The sequence below is a fragment of the Acinetobacter guerrae genome, from assembly GCF_009372255.1.
Taxonomy (GTDB): domain Bacteria; phylum Pseudomonadota; class Gammaproteobacteria; order Pseudomonadales; family Moraxellaceae; genus Acinetobacter; species Acinetobacter guerrae.
The window spans coordinates 157647-175737 of record NZ_LXGN01000056.1; the positions used below are offsets into that span (position 1 = coordinate 157647).

The window sequence follows — 18091 nt, forward strand, 5'->3', positions numbered from 1 at the left end:
TTGTGTGCGCTTTTAAGCTATGTTCATACTGCTTAAAGGTAAAGAAAAATCAATAAGTAAATGACCAAGTGACAAGATCTCGAGATGAGATATCAAATATCAAGGAAGGGAACAGCATGAATGAAATCTATCCAGTACCCGAAGAATTTAAAAAAACAGCGCGGACGCTTGAAACAGATTATTTTGAGCGCTATCAGAAATCGATCGAGCAACCTGAAGAGTTTTGGGCAGCCGAAGCGAAACGACTGGACTGGATGAAACCATTTACTCAGGTTAAAAATACCAGTTTCGAGGCAGAAAATTTTAAGATCGAATGGTTTGCTGATGGTCAGATCAATGTGAGTGCAAACTGTCTGGATCGACATCTCAAAGAACATCCACATAAACCTGCCATTATTTGGGAAGGTGACCATCCTTCTCGCCACAAAATTATTTCGTTTAAAGAATTGCATGAAGAAGTTTGTCGCTTTGCCAATGTATTAAAAAAATATGGCGTTTCTAAAGGCGATCGTGTGGTGTTATATATGCCAATGGTGTCCGAAGCGGCAATCTCCATGTTGGCATGTGCACGTATTGGTGCGGTGCATTGTGTCGTGTTTGGAGGTTTCTCACCAGATTCTCTGGCAAGTCGAATTGAAGACAGTCAAGCTAAACTGGTGATTACTGCAGATGCGGGTATGCGTGGTGGGAAACAACTGCCGCTTAAGGAAAGTGTCGATGAAGCACTAAAACTGGATGGAACCCATAGCGTAGAGCATGTCATCGTGGTACATCGAACAGGTAATCCAATCCACTTTGAACAAGGGCGTGATCTTTGGTATCACGAAGTCATTACAGAAGTCGATGAGATTTGCCCCCCTGAACCGATGAACGCGGAAGATCCATTATTTATTCTTTATACTTCTGGCTCAACTGGAAAACCCAAAGGCGTACTGCATACAACAGGTGGCTATCTGGTTTATGTGAATTCGACCTTTAGAGAAGTCTTTGATTTAAAACAAGATGATATTTATTGGTGTACAGCCGATGTGGGTTGGATCACAGGGCATAGTTATCTGCTTTATGGACCTTTGTCTAACGGAACGACGACCTTAATGTTTGAAGGCGTTCCGCAATACCCAACATGGGCGCGTATAGGTCATATTGTCGATAAACATAATGTCACCATTTTATATACGGCACCTACCGCAATCCGTTCCATGATGCGTGAAGGCGATGCGTTTGTACGTGAAAGTGACCGCAGCAGTTTAAGACTGTTAGGTACAGTGGGTGAGCCGATTAACCCTGAGGCATGGTCATGGTATTACAGTGTGGTCGGTGAAGGCCGTTGCCCTGTGGTAGACACATGGTGGCAAACGGAAACAGGTGGGATTTTGATTGCCCCGCTTCCTGGTGCTACTGCGTTGAAACCTGGCTCTGCAACTCGACCTTACTTTGGTGTGCAGCCTGCGCTAGTGGATGGAGAAGGTAACGAACTAGAAGGCGAAGCTGAAGGGAATTTGGTGATTAAGGATTCATGGCCGGGTCAAATGCGAACAATTTGGGGTGATCCTAAACGCTTTATTGAAGCCTATTTTTCAACATTTGCAGGTCGCTATTTTACTGGCGATGGTGCGCGACGTGACAAAGATGGTTATTACTGGATCACAGGGCGTGTGGATGATGTTTTAAATGTCTCTGGGCATCGTTTGGGGACTGCTGAAATTGAAAGTGCGCTAGTGGCTCATGAACATGTTGCAGAAGCTGCAGTAGTGGGAATGCCGCATGAAATTAAAGGTCAAGGTATCTGTACTTTTGTAACGCTACAGGCAGGTGTCCCTGAGTCTGAAGAACTACGAGCAGAATTAGTACAATGGGTACGCAAACAGCTTGGGCCAATTGCAACACCTGATGCTTTGCACTGGGCGCCTGCTTTGCCAAAAACGCGTTCAGGGAAAATCATGCGACGCATTTTACGAAAAATTGCGGCAAATGAACTGGACAGCTTAGGAGATACTTCAACACTGGCAGAACCTGTAGTGGTTGAGCAATTGATTGCAACTGTTTATCCAGATCGTTAAAACAGTGAGATAAAAATACCGTCTCCAAGACGGTATTTTTATTTTAGAGCTGAGTATTTTAAAGATTGTGATAAAGCAGCAGGCTTAATTTTGTTAGGCTATCGATTTGATTTAAAAAATAAAGCAAGGATAAAAAAGCATGACAACCGCTGATTTCTCATTGAACATCGATCCGATTGGAATTGCCGAAAGATTGGCATCTGAATTTGCAAAAACGGCAGCGGTTCGTGATAAACAAGGCGGTAATCCGAAAACAGAACGCGATTTAATTCGCCAAAGTGGTTTATTGAGTTTATCTGTCCCTAAACAATATGGAGGCATTGGAGCAGACTGGACAACCATTTTTAAAACCATTCAAATCATTGCACGGGCTGATAGTTCGCTGGCACATGTTTATGGATTTCATCATTTGCTCATTGCAACAGTGCAATTATTTTCCCAACCTGAACAATATGCCAAATGGTTTGAGCAAACAACGCAACAACAATTATTTTGGGGGAATGCACTCAATCCATTAGATCGACGTGTACAAGTTGAAGCATTAAATGAAGATGAATATTTGTTTCACGGAGATAAAAGCTTTTGTTCTGGTTCAATGGACTCTGACTTTTTGCTCTGTTCAGGTTATTTGAACGATAAGTTATTCATCGGTGTCACTCCAAGTCAACGCGCAGGTATTTGTTTTCTAGGCGACTGGAACAATATGGGGCAACGCCAAACCGATAGTGGTACGACTCATTTTGAGCAGGTCAAAATTTTTAAAGATGAATTATTGTTAAATCCCGGCCCTTTAAGTACACCTTATGCCAGTTTAAGGCCGTTGATTGCCCAGTTAATCTTTGTGCATTTGTTCTTAGGTGTAGCAGAAGGTGCTTTCGAAACGGCGAAACAGTCCGTTCAGCAGCAAAAAGCATGGTTTAAAGCGACTGTTGAAACCGCAATCCAAGATCCCTATATTCAAAAGCATTTTGCCGAATTTTATGTTCAGCTTGAAAGTGTTCGTTTGTTGACAGAAAAAGCAGTCAAGTCTTTACAGCAAGCATGGCAGAAAGGGGAACAATTAACCTCACAGCAACGTGGCGAAGTATCTGTCGCGATTGCCACAGCAAAAATAGCAGCAACGCAAACAAGTCTTTTTATTACTCAGAATATTTTTCAGGTGATGGGCGCACGTGCAACAACTGCTCAACTCAATCTGGATCGGTTCTGGCGCAATGTGCGTACTCAAACCTTACACGACCCAATTGATTATAAATATCAGGAAGTTGGTGAATGGGTGTTGACGGGGAAAGTACCTGAGCCGAGTTTTTATTCTTAAAAGTAAATAAATTTTTTGGTGTTTTAAAATCATGCATATTTATTTCTTTGCTCAATGAAAATTTAACATTGAGATGGGGCAGGTATTCGATAAATTTTCTTATTTCGCTTAGCTTCTAAAGCCCTGACTTTAGGTTCTAACTGACAAGAAATCAAAAAAGTAAACGATCTATAATTTTTATATCTAAAAATATAAACCGATATAAAAATGATCAGTCCAATTTTTCTAAACAGATTAACATTTGAACAATTAAAACAAATGTCGCCAGATGATATTGAACAAACCTTAAAGGCCGAACATCGATATTTTCAACACTGCCCTAAACAACATATTACCTCGCTGTCAATGGATCTAAAACTAAACAGGGTGGTGTTAAATCCAGTGTGACAGAAGGGAAAATTGGTAGTCTATCAATTGCTCGAGTTGGAGATGATGTGATTTATACCGATGGCACAATTGCCAAGATTATTTTAGGTGCAGGGAGGGTCTGTATGGTTGACGGGATTGCTGCTGCATTAGTCGGTAGCCACCTAGACAATGGCGATGAAATTATCGACAGTCCTAACCATACGGTTGCGATTCATATTTTTAAGGGTGAAAAATTACCAGAAGGATTTTTAGCTACTAAAGGGGTTAATCATGGCTAAAGGTTTTGCAATTCATAATGCGCCAACAAATCACGGTGGGATTGTTCCCTCTACGCAAATGAGAAGTTCACAGCAAGGAAATCTGTTTGTTCGAGCTGGAGATGGTCACTTTTGCCCTAAATGTAAATGTTGGTCTACAGTCATTAAAAGTCATGATCATATCATCATAGATGGAAAGTCTGTTGCTTATGCTGGAGATAAATTAACCTGTGGTGCAACCATTCAGCCTCAGCAGAGTCATGTGGTCGGAGATAGTGGTAGTTATTATTCTCATAGTCAGAATAGTAATACAATGAATAATTTTGTTGAACAAACTAAAAAGCAATATGGACAAAAATTCTTAATCGTTGATGAAGAAACAGGAAAACCATTAATTAATGTATGTTATGAAATATCTATGACAGGTATTGTAATGAAAAAAGGACATACGGATGGTAATGGATACACAGAAGCTATCACAAGTGAAAATCCAGATGAAATTGAAATAAATATACTTTCTGAGGGCGAACATAATGACTATTGTTGTAAGCGATAAAAGTAAATTAACACCTAAGCAAGGCAGTGATTATGAGATTAAAAAAATAAAAGTTAATTCTCAAAGATCACTAACCATAAATGAAATAAATATGGCAAAAGAAGTATTCAAAAATTCAATTGATTACAGTAAAGTTAAAATTATACGTGGAGGATTGTTGGGATTGCCGAATTTAAGTAATAGTGCAATGACTCCTTTTGGTAAAATTCATTTACCGAATCAATCTTATAACAATACTAAAGATTTCGGTTTAGATAGTGTCGAAGCGACATTAAAATTGTGGTATATCCATGAAATGACTCATGTTTGGCAATATCAACTGGGATATTCGAATGCGGTAGCAGGAATAAATACAGATATTAATGGTGGTTATACTTCACGTGCACTTGCATATGATTACGATCTAGTAGATAAAAACAAAAAATTTAATGAATACAATATGGAACAACAAGCTGAGATTATTTCTCACTATTTCGATACCATTTATAGGTACTCGAAAGGACATGATGCCGTTAATTTGCATGCATCGAATATTAGAAATAAGACAGATCTAGCAAGAGTACTATCTGAATTTATAGTAAATCCAAGTAATAAAGAATTAATAAGTAAACAACATGGACAGGAGAATTACTGGTTTGATTAATCCTAAAAAAATTGTAGTAGCTATTTTTCTTTTTATATTTGCAGTGAGCTATGCGACTGCTGTTAGTAGACAGTATTCTAGCGGAGAGGTCAATATTCAAGTTAAAGACAATCAACTTTGTTTATATATTGATAATACAGACTTAAACGGAAAATATTATATACATCTTTTTAAACCTAACAATATGATTACAATAGGTTCATATTCTGAAGATTTCAGTAAAAATTATCCAAAAAAAGATCAATGCATTCAGTTGAGTACATTAAAACCTACACAAAATTTGATTGAAAATGAACCATATTTAGTCGTACTAGAAGCTGGTCGTTTTATTTTTGGTAAAAAGTTTTGTGTTTCATATGAGAATAGAAAAATTTTTATTAGAGATTTTAATTCCAATAGATGTGAAACAATAAAACTATCATTCTGGCAAAAGATATTTAATTTTTTTTAATCGATTGAGATTTAGTTATTCTAAAATTAACATAATGCCTTGTGCGGAGCAGCAATCAGAGATAGATGTTTTTTCAGAGAAAGAACTTAACTTAACTCAAAATTTCGTCAAATACTGCAGCTTCAAATAGAAATATTGTACTCATTTTTTTCAATCAAGCAATCTGAATGCTTTTTTTTTCTTTATGAAAAAACCAAAAAATAATACAATCTTCTTAGAAACTGCCATAAATTTTCTAAAAAATTATGATCAGAATTCGGAATTTTTATTACTCCACATTTGAAATTTTTTATGTTTAGTTTCAAATTTACCTTTAATTTTTCTAATTTTTTCTTACTCCATATTAGCCATAGTTTAAAAAATGACTTAAAAAGATTATAAAACCTTCAACCTAATGTTATTACAACAGAAATACTTTTTTGGAATCTAAAATGATTAAAATTTTATTCACATTTCTAACTTTTTTTTTCATAAGTTCTGTACATGCTCAAAATTTATCAGCATCAGGAATGAATGATCACGAAATTAATTTGAAGAATTTTGGATTTACTTATTGTCTTACAAAATCAAATAATCAAGGATTAATAGATGAAGCATCATTAGCAATGGGGGGATATTTCCAAAATGGTTCATATGATGAAAATGCTTATAAAAATATTAAAAATTTCATAGATCAAGGATTATTAAAATATAATAGAATTTATAAATCGACAGGTTCTACTTCTATCATGATGAACTGCTTAAATTTATATAATTCTTCGAAATATGATAAAATTATAAAAAATCAGAAAATTTTTTTTATTAACTAATTAAAAAAGAGGCTTAGGAAGTTAGACATATTAAAAGTATGGCAACTGTCTAAGCCGCATAGATAATACAAACAAGCCACATGCTAAATTTAGAGAATATAAGAAAATTACAATCCCTAAAGCAGTATATGATGAATTTTTAGCTGGTTCACAGAAGAAATATCCTAAAGGGCGAGTTAGATATAGTGATATTTTTTATGAACTTCCGGCAAAAGTTTTTAAAGATACTAAAAATCAAACTTGAATAAATTCATGAGTATTTTTAACTTTTGCAAATGTAGCAAGTGCAGCTAAAAAAGCAATTTGCACATCAGCAGCGCAAGTTATTTGATCACAAAATTTTAAATCTCGGGTTGCGGTGGCATCTGCAATTAAAATAGGTTGATAGCCACATTCTGCTGCTGCCCGTGTAGTAGAATCAATACACATATGTGTCATCATGCCTGTAATCACCAGTTGTTCGATATGAAGGTGTTGAAGCGTATACCCAAGAGAAGTTTTTAAAAAACTATTTGGTAATGTTTTCTCAATCACAATAGAATCATCTCGAACCTGTAATTGTGGATGTAAGGCGACTCCATGTGTCTCAGGGCGAAAAAATAGTGCTTCGGGCGTGTTAATATGCTGGACATAAATGATGGGTAAATTCTCTGCCAAAAAAAGTGCTTCGAGTTGGTTAATATGAGCAAGTGCTAACTCTGGAAGAGCTAGTGGCATTGCACCGCCTTCAAAATAATCATTCTGCACATCAATTACCAGTAATGCTTTTTTCATGTGCTTTTCCCATATTTCTTGTATTCATTACAGCTTAAGTTTGATCGTATAGATTGGCTATGCTTTACTGAAATAAAACTGGTGATTTGTTTTTCATAGTGAAAAAAATGGATAGATTTGACCCAATTGATTTAAAAATTCTGGCTTTACTCAAACAGGATTCGCGCTTGAGTCATAAGCAGATTGGTGAGCGTGTTCATCGCACAGGTCAGGCTGTCGGTGCACGGATTAATCAATTGATCGAACAAGGCGTGATTCAGCGTTATACCCTTGATATTGCCCATTCACACCAACAGTTTATTCAATTATTTTTAAATGAACCGACATTTTCAGAAATAGAGCAGATACTAACGAAGTTTGAACAAATTGATGCTGCATATAAGGTCATGGGTGGCGCGTGCTATATGCTGGTCGCACATTTTGCACCGCATGAACTGCATCATTTTATTGATCAAATTTCAATTGACTGTCGTTATTCAGTTGAAACCGTTGTGAAACGTATAGAACTTTGAAATCATTAAAACAAAAGACCTCAAGCCGAGTCTTGAGGTCGAGTGATTATTATTATGCTACAGCATACTTCTTATTGTTTTTATTCAAGCTTATTCGACTCAAGCCGACTTCGCAGTGGTTTGCACCTGTTGTTGTAACTCTAACTCACGAACTAAAGGTAAAACCTTTTCACCAAAATATTCCACTTCTTCAATAAAATGCAAAAAGCCTGAAAGAATCAAATCTACCCCAACATTTCTGAGTGCCACGATACGCTCGGCAATTTGTTGAGGCGTCCCAATCAAATTCGTTTTAAAGCCATCGTTATATTGCACCAGATCTTCAAAAGTTGATTTTGCCCAGTTGCCTTCACCCTCAGGACTGGCTGCACCTGCCTGACGAGTTGCATCATCAAAGGCATTGACTGCTTCAATGTTGGCTTGATCAATAATTTCCTGTAAAACTGCCTGAGCTTCTTGTTCAGTATCGCGGGCGATAATAAAGGCATTGACTCCAATTTTAACCTGATGATTATTTGCTTTAGCCTTTGCACGAATATCATCCACCTGTTTTTGGATTTCCTCAACAGTGTTGCCGTTGGTGAAATACCAGTCGGAAACACGCGATGCCATATCTCGTGCAGCACGTGAACTTCCACCCTGAAACACTTCAATATATGGTTTCTGAATCGGCTTTGGCTTTAAATTGTAGTCTTTAAACTGATAATATTTCCCATCGAAGCTAAAGTGATCCGTCGTCCATATACCTTTTATACTTCGAATAAATTCTTCGGAACGTACATAGCGTTCATCATGCTCAGGCCATTCTTCACCAATCGCATCAAACTCGCCTTTAAACCAGCCACTGACCACATTAATAGCAATTCGCCCATTAGTTAAATAATCAATGGTTGCCAGTTGTTTCGCCGCCAGCACAGGTTTCCATGGGCCGGGTAAAATAGCCGCAATAACTTTGATCTTTTCAGTCTTTGCCAATAAAGCATGACTAAAACTCACGGACTCATGCTGATTTTCTGCGCCATATCCTGCGGTGAAACGAATCTGGGTGAGTGCATATTCAAAGCCATTGGCTTCAGCTGCTTGTGCCAGTTTGACATTATAGTCGTAGCTCCAGTCAGTACGTTGTTCAATGTTACTCACGACGAGTCCACCACTGACATTTGGAACCCAGTAGGCAAATTTAATCGGCTGAGATGAAAGTTGTGTCATGGTATAACCCTCTGGATCATCTTAAATTTATTATGTTTAGTTCATGGTTAGGCGACATTGCTTTTTAAGGTTTTGCTGGTTTTATGGTGCAAACGAGATTCCGCTGCATCCAGACTTGGGACTGCTGCAGAAGGAAGTACTTCATCCTGTTCAATTTGTTTGTTAATGCCCAGATTTTGATTGGCCTGTTCAGTTTTGGCTTTGATCACTTCAGCACGCTGACCTTTGGCAGGCGCCCATTCCAAAATAGGTAAGGCACGGGCAACTGCTAAGGTAATTCGTTCTCTTAGTAATTCACTTTTAATGGTGTACTCAGGCGTAAAATCACGATCTGTGGCATATACGCCAATTGGTAAAGTCTGTGCTTGAAAAAAACTAAATAATGGACGTAACTGGTGTTCTAACACTAAAGCATGACGATCACTACCGCCCGATGCTGCCAAAAGCACAGGTACATCGACTAAGGCTGTTTGTTCAACAAAATCAAAAAAATGCTTAAATAAACCAGTAAATGAAGCGCGATAAACAGGAGTACCAACGATGAGCGCATCTGCTGCTTCTACTTTGGCTAAGTCATCCTGTACACGTTGCGGAAGCTGATTGCGATAAATTGCGCCCCCTAACAAATGTCCAATTTCACTAAATTTAATAAAATGTACATTGATTGGAGTTGCTTCACCCAGTTCATTTAAAATTTCCTGAACCAGTGCTTCTGTTTTTGAAGGGGTATTTAAACCACCAGAAACTGCAACAATATTTAAAGGACTGAATGAACCATGAGAACTAGACATAAATAAACTCGATAACATCAATAAAACTGTCTTTATTAATTCCTATTGAGCTGTCTAGGTAAAATAAGGAAATGATCAAAATTTATCTTTTTTTAAGATATATCCTCAATCATTTACTCACATTAATTTTTTTTTACATAACTATCTGAATATCATGGATATAATTTAAAATCATATATTTGCCTCATTGCGAAACGTGATTATATAAAAAATTGCTGAACTTTTTCTTGATCTTAAAATTGGAAAAAATTGACCAAAATTACCTGCCAATACGACATTTAGGCGAAAAATTGGGTAATATGGCATATCCTTAATAGCCAGAGTATGGTTAGAATAAAACTGACCCTGCCAAAGATTTCTCTTTTCGCTTATGAATATATTAATCGTTGATGATCATCCATTATTTCGTCATGCTCTCATTCAAGCTGTGCGGTATAGTTTTCCGCAAGCGCAGATTCATGAGACTGCCGCCGTCAATGAGTTTTATGAGCGTCTAGAGAGCGGTGCAGAGCCTGATCTGGTATTGCTTGATTTAAATTTGCCAGGTGCCTCAGGCTTTTCGGCATTGGTACATGTGCGGGCGCAATATCCAGCTATCCCGATCATTGTCGTGTCTGCGCATGAAGAAGCATCTATTATTCAGCGCGCGATTGCACATGGCGCGATGGGTTATATTCCAAAGTCAGCGCATCCAAGCCATATTGGTGAAGCGATTCGTCAGGTACTTGAAGGTGAAATTTGGTTGCCGCCAAATTTATCCAATAATGTCAGCTTTGATCCGCGAGCGGCGGATGAAACTGAATTGGCAGAACGCATTCAATCGCTGACGCCACAGCAGTTCCGCGTTTTGATGATGGTTGCTGAAGGTCTATTAAATAAGCAAATTGCCTATGAATTGGATGTTTCAGAAGCAACCATTAAAGCCCATGTTACTGCTATCTTCAGAAAGTTAGGCGTACAAAATCGTACTCAGGCAGTTCTTGCGATTAATGCCTTAAATATTGAAGAAAAAAGAAAATAAAGCATGTGAAAAAGCATTTATTTTATGTATTCAGGATCTCTAGTGAGATCCTTTTTTTATCGCGTGAAAATGCATGAATCATGGTTTAGGAAAATTGGAATCCAAACTATATTTTGGAAAAATGTTAAATCCATCACACTTATTGACATTAAATTAACTATTTCAATTAAAAAGAGAAATAAATATAAATCGTTGGCGCGTTTTTTGCTAAATCCACTCTAGTCATCATTTAAATCACAATTACAAAAGGGGCAGGCACCAGTGGCCTTAGGGGATGCGTGTGAAGAATAATCAATTGAAATATGCAGTGTTTATGCTACTTGGGATGATTACATCAACCCAACAAGTTTGGGCGGAAACTGCACCATATATGACCGACATGAGTACAATTAGCGCAGGAAATACAGCATGGATGCTCACTTCAACTGCACTGGTTTTATTGATGACCATACCCGGAATTGCTTTGTTTTATGCGGGAATGGTACGTAAAAAGAACGTATTGGCAACTTCCTTACAAAGTCTAATCATCGTATGTGTTTCCACCATTTTATGGGTCGTGATTGGGTATAGTCTGGCTTTTACACCAAATTCACCGTTTATTGGTGGGTTGGATCGCATGATGTTAAACGGAGTCGATTTCAATTTAGTACAACAAAAACTTTCGGTAAGCCATATTGCGCCAAGTATTCCAGAGAGTGTCTGGATTATGTTTCAGTTGACCTTTGCCATCATCACACCTGCATTGATCACAGGGGCTTTTGCTGAACGAATGCGCTTTTCAGCCATGTTACTGTTTATGGTGTTCTGGATTTTACTGGTTTATGTACCTGTAGCACATTGGGTATGGGAACCGGGCGGCTGGTTAGCTCAAATGGGTGCACTTGATTTTGCCGGTGGTACGGTGGTGCATATTAATGCAGGAGCAGCAGGTCTGGTTTGCGCATATATGTTGGGGAAACGCCGTGGCTATGGACGTGAACCGTTTATTCCCAATAACTTGATGTATACCTTTATTGGCGCATCTTTACTGTGGATTGGCTGGTTTGGTTTTAATGCGGGTTCGGCTGGAGCTGCTGATGGTCGTGCTGGTATGGCGATGTTAGTGACGCAGATTGCAACTGCCGCAGGTGCATTAACATGGTGTTTAGTGGAATATTTAGCGCGTCAAAAAGTAACTTTATTGGGTGCTTGTTCAGGCGCAGTCGCAGGGTTGGTCGCAATTACTCCAGCCTCGGGCTTTGTTGGAGTCAGTGGTGCGCTGATGATTGGCTTATTAGCAGGCGTATGCTGCTACTGGGGAGCAACGGGCTTAAAACGATTACTCAAAGCAGATGATTCTCTCGATGTATTTGGAATTCATGGCGTTGGTGGAATTGTTGGAGCAATTTTAACAGGTGTTTTTGCTCAAAAAACACTGTCAGGTGTCGATGCGAGTGTCGCGATACAGGCGCTTGGTGCGGTCGTGACCTTTATTTATAGTGCGCTGATTTCATTTGTCATTTTATTCATTCTCGACAAGATTGTAGGACTTAGAGTGAATGAAGAACAGGAACAACTTGGATTGGATCTGGCTCAGCACGGAGAACACATTCCTTAAAACAGGCAATGCGAGCCATATCGATGTCCTGTGAAAAATCGCACAGGGCATTGTGGTTTAAATCAATCAGGAGTTTGGACATGAAAACAATTTATACTGACGATCCAGTAGTCAATAATGAATTATTTACCTTGGCGACACAGCTTTATGTGCGGCTGAGACGTGAAACAGGGCGTGTAGTTGACGCGGTGTATATGGCGCAAAATGATGCTTATGCGCAGGAAATTATGCATTTAGCTGCATCGCTTGAAGATCGTGAACTTAAAAATCTGGCAGAAAAATTAAACAAAATTTTAAATGGTGCGGCTGCTCAAAGCCTGAAAAACAATCTGAATAATGAAACCAAAGTTCTTGGACTGAGTAGAAGCAGTAGCGCAGAGTTACAGGCTGAACTTCAACAAGAAGAAGTGCCACATCATTATATAGGCGCATTACGCTAACATGGATCTGTACAAGTATGACGATGAAAAAAATACGTGCGGATGATGTATACAGTACGATCTAAACCAGTCATTTGAAACTGGTTTAGACCGTTGATCACTTTAGGCAAGGCAATCTTGTTTTAAGGTCACGTTGTCGCAATACAATGGATTAAGGGCACATTGTAAATCATCAATTTGCTCCTGAGAGACATAGCCTTTTTGTTTAAGGTAATCGGCCACACGGTCATCACGCAGGCTTAAGAAAGCTGCATCATAGACGCCTAAATCAACAAACAATGCGGCGGTTTCTAGACTGTTAAAACGGTCAAGGAAAACATCATCGCCATACATCAAAAAGATATGATCCAGATCAGCACTCGCCTCTACATTTAAACGCTGTGCTAACTGTTGTGGTGGCGTTTTTATGAACAGTAAATCGGAAAGCTCATCAAATTGTGTGGTATCCAGTACATCCGTATTATTTTTAACGCGACCTAACCACGCCTTAAATACTAGAACGGCACCACCACGCACTAACATGCTCCAGATTTGATGGCGTGTAGCGTGATCGAGAGAGGATGTCTCACTCTCTAGGATGTCAAGCAGCTTATTTTCCTGTTGTGCTAATTTGTCAAATAAACCCAAGCCATGTGGATGATAAGCAGCAGGTGCAAAGACATCAAAGTGAAGTTCATTAAAAACATTTAATGCCAATGGTATAGCACTACGATAAATAGAATCGAGAGCCTGTATATGAGTCTGGTTCAGTTTGCTATGACTAAATAAACTTTGCCAATCAATGTCTGGCAGTATGGCATTGGCACTATATTCACGATAAAACTGGAGTGATTTGTGCTGTCCGTGAGGAACAGCCTCTGAAATATTCATGATTTTTTATCCTTTAAAAAATAATTCTGCCAATTTCCATTGTGTTTCGATGAGCCAAAAGAGCGACGGTCTACGTCGATTATGAAATCGGCTTTTTACTTTTCTTTTTATGAAGTATTCAGAAAGCAAGGTGTATTAGACTAAAGTTTTATATTGCCATTATATGTGAAATTATAATTAAAAAACAATTGATTATGTAATTGTAACGAACTATTCGTTATTTTTCTTACAAATTGGTGAGTCTTTGCCATAGTGAATTTAAAATTGAAAACTTTGGTCAATGAACGTATGGCAAAAGGCTCTCATTCTGAGCACTTTCGCCTACTTGCTAAAATAAAACGCCAAGTTTCATATTTAAATGTAAAACTTAAACTCAAAAATGTATCTGTTTGCAGTTTATTTAGGTATGTGGTTGGATTTTTAAACCCGATAACCATGCGCGTAATCCAGCGGGTTTTAGCGGTTTTTTCAGCAGCACGATGTTCATTTCCTTTAAACGTTGAGGCAATTCGGGGTCTGAATCGGCGGTAATTAAAGCCACGGATGCTGATGCGGGACGGTGCGCCAAAATAAAGTCGAGTCCTCGTTGATCCTGATTTAAGTGCTGATCGATCAACCAAACTTGAATATCCTCAGTCTGAATAATTTTTAAGGCTTGTTCAGGCTCAGTTGCTTTAAATACGGTGTAGCCCCATTTCGACAATAACGCAGCCATGCCTTCCAGAATGGTTTCATCATTATCTAAACACAGGACTCGATAACCTGTTGTTAGCATTGCGGTATTTTGTTGTATGAGGGTTGTTGTCTTCTGTGGTGCGGGAACGGTTGGAACTTCAATCATGAAACATGAGCCTTTCCCTAATTCAGAATACACGTCTACAGGGTAGTCTAAGAGGCTAGTCATACGTTGAACAATGGCCAAACCCAAACCTAAGCCTTGCTCACCCCATGGCGAGGTATGACCACAACGCTCAAACTCCTGAAAAAGTTTAATACGCTGCTCTTCTGCAATACCCGGACCTGTATCCCAAACACCGATGCGGATATGTTGTGTTTTTTTGGCAGAACGTAATACTCCAACCACCACACGCCCAGAGGCGGTATAGCGCAATGCATTACTCACAAAGTTCTGGATAATACGTCGAATCCATTGAGGATCAGTATCTATCCAGAATTGGGCATCATGGACTTTCAACAGGATATGACGTTGAGCGGCAATCGATTTAAACTGTAGTGAAAGGTCACTTAGTAAATCATGTAGTGGATAAGCCTGTCGTTTCGGTTGTAATGAGCCGCCTTCTAATCGAGCAATATCGAGTAAGGCAGATAGCATGCTTTCAGCACCATACAATGCACGGTCAAGCTGTTGTAGGGTTTGGCGTTCTTGTTCACTATGCACGCTTTGTTCAAGTACAGTACTAAATAGGCGGGCTGCATGCATCGGCTGTAGCAAATCGTGACTGGCGGCTGCAATAAATCGGCTTTTCGACATATTGGCTTTGTCAGCCTGTTCTCGTGCCAATTGCTGTTCAGTTAAAGCATCTGCTAACTGTTGAGTCCGATCCATGACGCGTGCTTCAAGCATTGCTTCATTTTCGCGGAACGCCGTAATATCAGCAAAAGTAGTGACAAAGCCCCCACCTTCGATGGGATTGCCGCGCATCTGAATCACGCGACCATCTTTACGAATCCGTTCAAACTCATGTGCGCTTCCCACTTGCATCCAATGAATGCGTTTGCGTACATGTTCTTCGACAGAACCCGGCCCGCATTCGCCACGCTCGGCGTTATAACGAATCAGATCTGCAATCGGGCAACCGACATAAACCAGATCTTTAGGATAATCAAACAGTTTTAAATATTGATTATTCCATGCGACCAGACACATATTTTCATCGACTACGCTCACACCTTGTGTCATATGATCAATCATGGTCATGAGCAAGTTTTGGTTAAAACGCTGCCATTGAGATGCCTGATCCAGAATATTGGCGACTTGCCCCAAAGCCAGACCATTATTGACCATTGCGGTGGTTAGCAAAGTTCTTGCAGATGCAGCACCAATAGTTCCAGCCAAATATTGTTCAGTAAATCGCCACCACATGCCGTTGGCAAAACTGTGTTCATTGAGCAATACGTTGTTTTGATTGCTAAATTGTATAAAAGCCTGTTGAGTAGGTCGATCACCAGTAATACGTTTGGCCAGAGTAATCAGATCACCTACTCTGAGTCGAGCTGCATCGTGATGCAGATAATTCATATCTGTCGAGGTTTGATGTGCAGGTAAGGGTTTGGTTTCATAATAAAAGAAACTTTCAGCCTGAATTTGTTCCGCTACACTTGGACGGTAAATACGTGAAATCCAGACATATAAAATAATATTTAAACCCAGTGCCCAAATTACCCCATGTGTTAATGGCGCAAAAGATTCAAAACCCAAGAGTGCTTCTGGGCGTAACCAACTGATTCCAAAAGGACCTGATGTTAAAAAATGGTAGGAAAAATTCTGATATTGATCGGGTAGGCTTCTTAAAATTGTAGGAAGTAATAGCGTATACATCCACATCAAAAAGCCTACAATCAATCCAGCATAAACGCCTTGTCGACTGCCCCCACGCCAATATAAGCCCCCAATCAGAGCGGGAGAAAATTGTGCAACGGCGCTAAAAGCCAATAAACCAAAAACAGAAAGTTGATCAATATCATTAAAAAAATGGAAAAATAAAAAACCCAGTAGCATCACTGCCAAAATACAGATGCGGCGGGTAAATTTTAACATTTGCGGTAAACGGGTGTCGTGGCGCGAAATCAGGTTAAAACGCCATAAGGCAGGCATAATCAAGTCATTACTTAACATGATCGAGAGTGCTACCGAAGACACGAGCAACATACCTGTAGAAGCAGAAAAACCACCCAAAAAAGCCAGCAGTGTGAGCCATTCCTGATTATAACTCAGGGGTAAGGACAGTACTGCTACATCGGGAATAGTAAGAAATTGAGGTGCGGCGTGTAATGCCCAACTGGCGATTGGAATAATAGCGAGCGTGGTTAAAATCAAATACACCGCAAACCAGCGTCGAGCGCCCCGAATATGTTTTTCGTCACGCAACTCTACCACTGCCACATGGAACTGACGAGGTAGACAGATGATTGCTAAACCTGCAAGCAAAGTCTGAATCCAGAAAGTTTCAGGAACGCCAAATAATTGTACTTCGTGGAAAGTTTTTGCTACATCATGACTGATTTGTAGCATATTGTTTGGTGTTTCAAAGATAAAAAACAACGCTACACAGATCAGTGCAGAAAGTTTAACAAACGATTCAAATGCAACAGCTAGCATTAAACCACCATGCTGTTCTGTATTGGCAATCTGGCGCGTACCAAACATCATGGCAAGTATCGCTAGAACCCCAGTCATTAATAATACGCTGTTGGTCGTGGTATTTAAATGTGGCCCCTGATCGAGTACCACTGAAGCACTGAGGGCAATGGCGCGTAGCTGTAAGGCCAGATAGGGTATAATGGCAATCACGGCAAGAATGGTAACAAGAGAGGCTAATGTGCCACTTTTGCCATAACGTGCAGCAATAAAATCGGCAATGGAAGAAATCGCATGGTGGCGGCGGACTCGACCTAAACGTCGCCAGATATCATAACCAAACCAAATAAATAATAACGGCCCTAAGTAAATCGGTAGGAAGATGATTCCTTCACGAACGGCGGCACCTGTTGCGCCATAAAATGTCCACGACGAACAGTAAACGCCTAAAGTTAAGCTGAACAGCAGCATTCGTCCGCGTGTACTTAGACGACTGGCATGCTTTTCACCAAAAAAAGCACACAGGAATAAGACTAAAATATAAAGGGCCAATACCCCAATAATAAGCCAGCTGTTCATAGCACCTAAACTGTTCAACGCTTGGACTATCATACCTTAAGCCAATACAAAGCTTTGCATGTTGTATAAAATTTAGCGACCAAAGTCTAAGTTACGAACCTGATACAAGCTTGTTAATTTAGTAGCGTAAAGAAAAAGGATTAAAAAGCGCCCATCGATGGCCGCTGTAAAAGGAGTAGTTTATGGATGACGTTCAGGTAGAGCGAATTCTACAAAATCCAAAATTCAAAAAAATGGTTAGCAAGAAAGCGACATTAAGTTGGACACTCACAGGAATTATGTTGTTTGTTTATGTCGGATTCATGTTACTCGTTGGATACAACAAAGAATTTTTAATGAGTTCATTTAACGGTGGTGTGACAACTTGGGGAATTCCTTTAGGTTTAGGCATTATCGTATTGTCCTTTGTACTATGTGCAGTGTATTCATACATTGCCAATAATACCCTCGATCAGCTCAATGAAGATGCTTTAAAAGAAGTTGAAGCCATTACTCACGAGAAAGGATTACACTAAT

Annotated in this window: 17 protein-coding genes; 12 read left to right on the top strand and 5 right to left on the bottom strand. The window is 39.3% G+C overall.

The features are described from left to right. The first annotated feature begins 116 nt into the window (after nt 1–116). From acs to A7A69_RS14150, 7 genes are all read left to right on the top strand, one after another. On the top strand, nt 117–2060 hold the full coding sequence (gene acs, locus A7A69_RS14120) for an acetate--CoA ligase (protein WP_152878199.1): 1944 nt from the start codon (nt 117–119) through the stop codon (nt 2058–2060). Nucleotides 2061–2199: 139 nt separating this feature from the next. Continuing rightward, nucleotides 2200–3378 (top strand): acyl-CoA dehydrogenase family protein, encoded by a 1179-nt coding sequence (locus A7A69_RS14125; RefSeq protein ID WP_152878201.1) that lies wholly within the window; start codon nt 2200–2202, stop codon nt 3376–3378. Nucleotides 3379–3761: 383 nt separating this feature from the next. Then, the gene (locus tag A7A69_RS17055) at nt 3762–4025 is read left to right on the top strand and encodes a PAAR domain-containing protein (protein ID WP_421721596.1); all 264 of its coding nucleotides are present in this window, start codon (nt 3762–3764) and stop codon (nt 4023–4025) included. Then, a complete protein-coding gene (locus A7A69_RS14135; protein ID WP_152878203.1) occupies nt 4018–4560 on the top strand; it encodes a PAAR domain-containing protein in 543 nt (180 codons plus the stop codon). Before A7A69_RS17055 ends, A7A69_RS14135 begins: the two co-directional genes overlap by 8 nt. Beyond that, a complete protein-coding gene (locus A7A69_RS14140; RefSeq protein WP_152878205.1) occupies nt 4538–5203 on the top strand; it encodes a zinc protease in 666 nt (221 codons plus the stop codon). The genes A7A69_RS14135 and A7A69_RS14140 overlap by 23 nt, the downstream gene beginning before the upstream one ends. Continuing rightward, entirely contained in the window at nt 5196–5654 is a 459-nt protein-coding gene (locus A7A69_RS14145) for an NF045616 family extracytoplasmic (lipo)protein (protein WP_152878207.1), read from the top strand. The genes A7A69_RS14140 and A7A69_RS14145 overlap by 8 nt, the downstream gene beginning before the upstream one ends. 431 nt (nt 5655–6085) lie before the next feature. Beyond that, nucleotides 6086–6463 carry a hypothetical protein gene (locus tag A7A69_RS14150; protein WP_152878209.1) on the top strand — a complete coding sequence of 126 codons (378 nt, stop codon included), beginning with the start codon at nt 6086–6088 and terminating at the stop codon, nt 6461–6463. A gap of 234 nt (nt 6464–6697) precedes the next feature. Here the strand turns inward: A7A69_RS14150 and A7A69_RS14155 are convergent, their stop codons facing one another. Continuing rightward, a complete protein-coding gene (locus A7A69_RS14155; protein WP_152878211.1) occupies nt 6698–7237 on the bottom strand; it encodes a cysteine hydrolase family protein in 540 nt (179 codons plus the stop codon). A gap of 107 nt (nt 7238–7344) precedes the next feature. Between A7A69_RS14155 and A7A69_RS14160 the strand changes: the two genes are divergently transcribed. Continuing rightward, complete coding sequence (locus A7A69_RS14160; protein ID WP_152878213.1) at nt 7345–7749, top strand: Lrp/AsnC family transcriptional regulator; 405 nt, start codon at nt 7345–7347, stop codon at nt 7747–7749. 99 nt (nt 7750–7848) lie between these two features. Here A7A69_RS14160 and sfnG read toward each other — a convergent pair whose 3' ends face one another. Continuing rightward, on the bottom strand, nt 7849–8958 hold the full coding sequence (sfnG, locus tag A7A69_RS14165) for a dimethylsulfone monooxygenase SfnG (RefSeq protein WP_152878215.1): 1110 nt from the start codon (nt 8956–8958) through the stop codon (nt 7849–7851). Nucleotides 8959–9005: 47 nt separating this feature from the next. Beyond that, nucleotides 9006–9749, bottom strand: a complete 744-nt coding sequence (gene msuE, locus A7A69_RS14170) for an FMN reductase (RefSeq protein ID WP_120369948.1) — start codon at nt 9747–9749, stop codon at nt 9006–9008. A 370-nt stretch (nt 9750–10119) separates the two neighbouring features. Here msuE and A7A69_RS14175 point away from each other — a divergent pair, with 370 nt between their 5' ends. The 3 genes from A7A69_RS14175 to A7A69_RS14185 all read left to right on the top strand — a co-directional run bounded on the left by A7A69_RS14175 (nt 10120) and on the right by A7A69_RS14185 (nt 12807). Continuing rightward, on the top strand, nt 10120–10770 hold the full coding sequence (locus A7A69_RS14175) for a response regulator (protein WP_120369818.1): 651 nt from the start codon (nt 10120–10122) through the stop codon (nt 10768–10770). Nucleotides 10771–11050: 280 nt separating this feature from the next. After that, nucleotides 11051–12367 (top strand): ammonium transporter, encoded by a 1317-nt coding sequence (locus A7A69_RS14180; RefSeq protein ID WP_151979891.1) that lies wholly within the window; start codon nt 11051–11053, stop codon nt 12365–12367. 80 nt (nt 12368–12447) lie between these two features. Further along, entirely contained in the window at nt 12448–12807 is a 360-nt protein-coding gene (locus A7A69_RS14185) for a hypothetical protein (protein ID WP_120369817.1), read from the top strand. Nucleotides 12808–12909: 102 nt separating this feature from the next. Here A7A69_RS14185 and A7A69_RS14190 read toward each other — a convergent pair whose 3' ends face one another. Together A7A69_RS14190 and A7A69_RS14195 are read right to left on the bottom strand one after the other, a co-directional pair. Further along, on the bottom strand, nt 12910–13677 hold the full coding sequence (locus tag A7A69_RS14190) for a hypothetical protein (RefSeq protein WP_152878219.1): 768 nt from the start codon (nt 13675–13677) through the stop codon (nt 12910–12912). 400 nt (nt 13678–14077) lie between these two features. Next, nucleotides 14078–17575 (bottom strand): sensor histidine kinase, encoded by a 3498-nt coding sequence (locus A7A69_RS14195; RefSeq protein ID WP_152878221.1) that lies wholly within the window; start codon nt 17573–17575, stop codon nt 14078–14080. Nucleotides 17576–17757: 182 nt separating this feature from the next. On the opposite strand from A7A69_RS14195, the gene A7A69_RS14200 reads away from it, so the two are divergent. After that, the gene (locus A7A69_RS14200; RefSeq protein ID WP_120369815.1) at nt 17758–18090 is read left to right on the top strand and encodes a DUF485 domain-containing protein; all 333 of its coding nucleotides are present in this window, start codon (nt 17758–17760) and stop codon (nt 18088–18090) included. Nucleotide 18091 lies beyond the last annotated feature (1 nt).